5 protein-coding genes and 1 riboswitch are annotated in these 6,180 nt (G+C 40.8%); all 5 genes read right to left on the bottom strand.

What is annotated here, in order from left to right; translation table 11 throughout:
• Positions 1-76: 76 nt before the first annotated feature.
• Positions 77-1,174: a peptide chain release factor 1 gene (gene prfA / locus J7K40_11425; GenBank protein MCD6163006.1), complete on the bottom strand. Its 1,098-nt coding sequence runs from the start codon at positions 1,172-1,174 to the stop codon at positions 77-79.
• The gene (locus J7K40_11420; protein MCD6163005.1) at positions 1,174-2,076 is read right to left on the bottom strand and encodes a DUF1385 domain-containing protein; all 903 of its coding nucleotides are present in this window, start codon (positions 2,074-2,076) and stop codon (positions 1,174-1,176) included. The genes prfA and J7K40_11420 overlap by 1 nt, the downstream gene beginning before the upstream one ends.
• A 151-nt stretch (positions 2,077-2,227) precedes the next feature.
• Positions 2,228-2,431, bottom strand: coding sequence for a 50S ribosomal protein L31 (rpmE, locus tag J7K40_11415; protein MCD6163004.1), 204 nt, complete (start codon positions 2,429-2,431; stop codon positions 2,228-2,230).
• 54 nt (positions 2,432-2,485) lie between these two features.
• Positions 2,486-3,784: a YncE family protein gene (locus tag J7K40_11410; GenBank protein MCD6163003.1), complete on the bottom strand. Its 1,299-nt coding sequence runs from the start codon at positions 3,782-3,784 to the stop codon at positions 2,486-2,488.
• 11 nt (positions 3,785-3,795) lie between these two features.
• Entirely contained in the window at positions 3,796-5,976 is a 2,181-nt protein-coding gene (locus J7K40_11405; protein MCD6163002.1) for a TonB-dependent receptor plug domain-containing protein, read from the bottom strand.
• Positions 5,977-6,001: 25 nt separating this feature from the next.
• A riboswitch (cobalamin riboswitch) is annotated at positions 6,002-6,179 on the bottom strand.
• Position 6,180 lies beyond the last annotated feature (1 nt).

The following is a 6,180-nucleotide window of genomic DNA, read 5'->3' as shown; positions in this document are numbered from 1 at the left end:
CATATTAGATAATCAGGCAACCTATTTTTTAATTTATAGGCTATTTTTCAGGGTTACAGTAAGGTTGATTATTGTATCAGACCTCAGCCTTGTCTTTGAAAGATTCTTTAATCTTTTTCTCGAAAGCATAATTCTTGGCGGCTGTGATTAGCTCATCGAGATTGCCGTTGATGATACTATCAAGGCTATACAGGGTTAAACCGATGCGATGGTCTGTAACGCGGTTTTGAGGGAAATTATAGGTTTTGATTTTTTCCGACCGGTCGCCGGAACCTACCATAGACTTGCGCGATTGCGAAATTTTCGAGTTTTTCTCGGAGGTTATTTTATCCAATATCCGTGTTCTGAGAACTTTCATTGCCTTAGCTTTATTTTTATGCTGAGATTTCTCATCCTGGCAGGTAACGACGGTATTAGTTGGAAGGTGAGTTATCCTGACCGCTGAATCGGTAGTGTTTACCGATTGGCCGCCCGGTCCGGATGAACGAAAGACATCGACTTTCAAATCATTTGGATCAACACTAAGATCGACTTCTTCAACCTCCGGTAAAACCACTACTGATGCCGCCGAGGTGTGAAGTCTTCCGGATGCCTCTGTCGCCGGCACTCTCTGCACACGATGTACGCCGGAGTCGTATTTTAAATCACCGTAAACATCAACACCCTCAACCGAGAAAACTATCTCTTTTAGGCCGCCAACACCTGTCGGATGGGAGTTCATTACATCAATACGCCAACCGCGGAGTTCGGCATACTTGGAATACATGCGATAAAGGTCGGCGGCAAATAAAGCGGCTTCATCGCCGCCAGTGCCCGCTCTGATTTCAACCATCGCATTTTTTGAGTCTTTGGAATCGCGCGGTATCAATCTGGCTTTTAGTTTTTGTTCAACTTTAATATGATTGGCTTTCAGTTCATTTAATTCTTCTTTGGCCAATTCCGCCAGTTCGCTTTCGGGGTCTTCTTTAATTAGAGATTCATTATCGTCGATATTTTTTTTTATTTTAAAATATTCTTTGCCAATTCTTAGCGTCTCCTCGATACCAGAACGCTCTTTGGTGATTCTTTTATATTGCTGTTGATTAGCCACAATATTCTTATCAATCAGCATCTCATCAAGTTCTTCAAGGCGGGGCTTCAAAGAAGATAATAGTTTTTCAAAAGGAAAATCCATCATTCCGCCCTTACTGCTTCAGTGTATAAATCGGTGTCTATAATTGATGCTTTAAGCGCCGTTAGGGCAACCTCAAGCTGACCGGCATCAGGTTCGCTGGTAGTAATTTTCTGAAGCCATAATCCGGGAGCGATAAAAATCTTTGTCAGGCTTTTATTTTGCGTTTTTCCCGAAAGCTTTAAAAGCTCATAAGATACTCCGGCAACTAAGGGCAATAGTGAAAAGTGAATGGCAAATCTCTCTAATAATGCCGGTTGATGTCCTGCTATTTGGGCAAATATTGTGTCTGATATCGAATAAGTGAGGATTGCCATTAGCGCTACAATCAATATAAAACTGGTTCCGCATCGGGGATGCAAAGTAGTAAATTTGGCGGCATTATCAACTGTAAGCGGCAGGTCGGCCTCAAAAGCGAATATCGATTTATGCTCAGCGCCATGATAGCAAAAAATCCGCTTTATATCCTTCAGATATGATATGCCCTTAATATACAAAACAAACATTAGCATCCTGATAAAACCAGCCACCAAATTAAATATCAATGCCTCGCGGTGAATATCTAATAATTGAGCGAAAAGCAATGGTAGAAAGAAAAATATCACTATTGCAAAAACTAGTGAAAATATCATAGTTGCACTCAGCGCAAGGGTCATTTTTTTTGAGACTGGCCCTGAAACATCCTCAGGATTTTTCTCATCGGCGGCGGCAATCTCGGCTGAGTAGTTAAGGGTTTTAATTCCAAGTACAAGCATCTCGAAAAAAGAGAAAACGCCCCTGATTATCGGCTTGCCTAAGGTCTTTTTATGCTTTTGTGTCTGCGAGATAAAATTCTCAGTTTGAGTTGTTATTTCACCAGAGGCACGCCTTACAGAGGTTGATACCTTTTCAGGCGCTCTCATCATAACGCCCTCTATAACCGCTTGTCCGCCAACATTTTTGTTTACCCATAAAAATGGCGATATTATTATAGCTTTTAAAATATTCACTATATCCCCAAACACAAAAAAAATATAGCGGCAACTTATAGATAGAATAAGATACCGCTATAAAAATTTAGCTAGTTTTACCGTACTTACGATTATATCTTTCAACTCTTCCGGCAGTATCAATAAGTTTTTGTTTGCCGGTAAAGAACGGATGACAATTCGAGCATATCTCCACTGTAATATCTTTCATTGTGGAGCGTGTTTCGATAACATTCCCGCAAGCACAGGTAATTTTTGTTTCGAAATATTTCGGATGTATTTTCTTCTTCATTTTTCCTCCAGACTAATTAATATAATACTAATTTTTTCCGGCGCAAGAAGTAATTTACCTTAAAAGAACCATTTTTACTGTTTTTAAAGTTCCTCTTATTCTGGCAAAATAGACACCAGAGGCAACATCACAACCATTATAGTCGATGCCAGGCCAGATTACATTATTGCTTATCGAATGATTCTGCCAAACACTTAACTTATTTACCAACTTACCGTTACAATTATAAATGTCAATTATCAAGTTATCCTGATGGCTGCAATTACCCTCCAGCTTTAAGCAAACAGATGAATTGAATGGATTTGGATAAGGTATTCCAAGCGTAATGCCATCCGGCACAACGTCATCGATGGTTTCAATATATGTTCTCTCATCGATTATTACCATTGATACGGGACCATCCCCGACTGAATAATTAGCGATTACATTTCCCTGATAATCGAACTTTGTAATCCTATCAACCATCTGCCCGGCGCTATAGATCATGCCAACCGAATCAACCGCAACCGCAATGGCGCCTCTGGCAACGGTAATAGGGTTGCTGGCATCTCTGAGGATAGTACGGCTGACAGCATTATAACTATAAACATGACCATCGCCAACCCAGCCGCCGGCGGCAATATACCCGATGCCATCAGAAGATATTGCCAGCATGCCGGGATTGCCGCCAGTCGAAAGCGAGTCTATAAGCGTATTATTCTGAGGATTTAAGAAATAAACCATTCCTGTATGCGTGCTATAATCGCCGGAACAAACAATATTTATAAAATCACCTGGTCCTGCTGCTAAAAATTGCGGGTTTTTCCCTATATTAACTTGGTCAATTGTGCTGCCATTACTTAAGTCTATTATAGATACCGACCCTTGCCCATAACTGTAATCATCCGGGTCAAAAGCAGTATTGGCAATATAAAGCCTGCCGTCATAAGCAATTAATCCCTCGGGAGACAACCCGACAGTGTATGTGTCGGCAATAGAGCCGTTGTTTATGTTAACTTTATATACTGAAGCTGAGGCAAATCCCGTTACATAAGCGAAATTGCCGGAGAGGGCAATATTATAGGGGTTGCTGTTTACCGGCAGAGGGAATTCATTAATAACCGAGTTGTTTGCCGGATTAATAACCATCAGGCTGGCTGAAAGCGAATTGACAACATAAAGCCTGTCATCATGATAAACTATCTGATTGGGGACAACTCCCAGAGCGGTTACATGATTTTCAACAGCGCCTGTTTCAATATTGACTCTCGACATGGTTTCGGCAGTGCCGTTGACCACATAAAGATAATTGGCGGCAAATGAACAAGCCATTAATGCAAGAACAAACAGACTAATAAATAAAAACTTTCTCATAGCATCTCCTTCTACATTTTTAATGTTAGGCTTAGATTATAACTTCGCGGCGGCATAGGTTGATATTCGAGCAGTTCATACTCGATGTCGGTTAAATTATTTACCCTAAACTCTAATTTTGCGGTTACAAATTTTATTTTGTACGTAAGGCCAATATACAGGTCAACAAGCGTATAGCAGTCGAGCTGTTTGGTGTTTTGTTCGGTGATAAATCTGTGGCTCGAATCGAGCATATCGGCGCCGGTGTTAAGAATCCGGTAGTTGAATTTTATAGCAAGACGATTAGTATATAACGGCTGATGGATTATATACTTGCCGTAATATGACTCATCATCCTCTCGGTTGAGCGGGATTGACCTGACTCGCGAGAAGTTTATTTCGATTATATCGGCAGGGGCTTTATAATTTATTGTACCTGTAACGCTAAAGAAATCAGAGGCTGATATGTTCACCGGTTTATATTTTATACCCTGCGACCGGCGCCAGTAAATTAAATCCTTATATCGAACATCGCGATATTCCAGCGACATACGCCATTTCCCCAGCAGTTTAAAATCGCTAAATATTTCGGTTGTCAGCGATTTTGATTTTTCAGGCTTGAGTTCGAGATTGGCTATAACAAAAACATCCTCGCGCCAGTGAAGTTCGGCTAAGCCCGGCAAACGGAATGAATTTGAATACGAGGTTGTAAAGCCTGCGGAAACTTTTGTTTGATATAAAGCAGATATACTTAAGGAACTGCTTGAATAATCGTCATGGTCAATTTTATTAAATGAATAGGAAAGGCCTGATTTTATTGTAAACCTGTTGACTTGATGTCTAAGGCCGATACCGCTATCAAATTTGTAAACATCGCGGTCTTTTTTTCCCAGAGCCGATTCCGGTCTGATATAATCAATCCCTTCGAGAACGCTTTTGGTGATCGACAAACCTGAATTAATATCCAGCCATTCGGCAGTTGTGTAATTACTTGATATTGCAAGCTTAGTTTCCTGCTCGAGGTATTTTGTATTGTAGGAAAAGAAACTGCCTAAATCCTTATAGCGGTTGTCGCGTTTCAAAATTGAAAAATCAGTTTTAATATTTAGGGATTTATTCAATTTATGACTATACTCGCCGCCGATAGAGATTGTTTCTTTATGAGAATTCGCTTCGGCTAAAGGCGTAATAGACCGTCCGGGTACGCCATTATTGCCTGAATAGACAAAGCCTGAAATGTTTATCAAATTATCATTGAGGCTGTTGGAATAAGATACGAAATATTTTTCATGTTCTGCGCGCCCATTTTGTCTTATTTGCGAATCGCCAAAATAATCGGTATAGCTATAGTTATTCTTAGCAAACTGTCTGTCCCATATTACCTTAAGGCTGCCATATTTTGGCTTATAGTAATTAAAGCTGGTATTATAACCCTCGGCGTTATAACTTCCCGTTACCAGCGATGCGCTTAGCGAAGTAGTTCTATTGCCCTGAGATGTTACAAAGTTTACCGTGCCGCCAAGATTGCCGTCAGCTGTTAGAGCGGCGGCTCCCGGTGAAATATATTCTATCTTCGCAATGGCTCTTACCGGAATCTGATTTAAATCGGCTCTGCCGGTAAGCAGCGAATTTATTTTTCTGCCATCGACTAAAACATTAACACCCTTAGACTTGATGCCATTTGCGGAAATATATATCTCGCCGGCAGCCGGGGAATTTATCAAATTCAGTCCGGGGATTTCCCTCAAAATAGATTCAACCGACTCGACTGTTTGATTTTCAATATTATAGACTTTGACGTTATGCCCATGATAGTCGGTTGACTGTATCGATAAAGCCGTACTGTATATGGGGGCAATATTCAAAACATTATGTTCTAAAAATATATCTCGCCTGACCGGATGACCATTATTTACTATAATCCTATCGCCTGTTGATGTTATTTTATCGCCTTTCTGAAAAGTCAGCCCGTATCTTCCGGGAGGAATATTATAAATGTAATAATAACCGTCATGGTCGGTTGACGTCTGAAAGACAAAGTTGTCGATTTTCACAATCACATCCGCCGCCGGGCCATTATAATCTATAACCTGCCCGTATATTTTCAGTGTGGATTGCGAAAACGAGGATTTATACAATACAACAGATAAGATTATTGCAGTGAGCAAAATAAAAAAGCTCCGGGAGATCCGAAGCAAAGCAATTAGTTTCATCGCCAACCTCTCCCACGAAGGTATGTTAATGGCTTGGCGATTCGGCAGGTCTCCTGACTTACGGCATTCGAGTTGTTTCATGTCTTCCCATCATGATGACAGTGGCACAAAACCAGGTTGAGCCGATTACAGTAGCGGGGCTGTGACGGAATTTAACCGCCTTCCCTATTATCCCATTTGGGACCGAACCGCTTATGTATTAAA

Source organism: Candidatus Zixiibacteriota bacterium (assembly GCA_021159005.1).
In the GTDB taxonomy this organism is placed as follows: Bacteria; Zixibacteria; MSB-5A5; order UBA10806; family 4484-95; genus JAGGSN01.
This window is presented reverse-complemented; position numbering and strand designations above follow the sequence as displayed.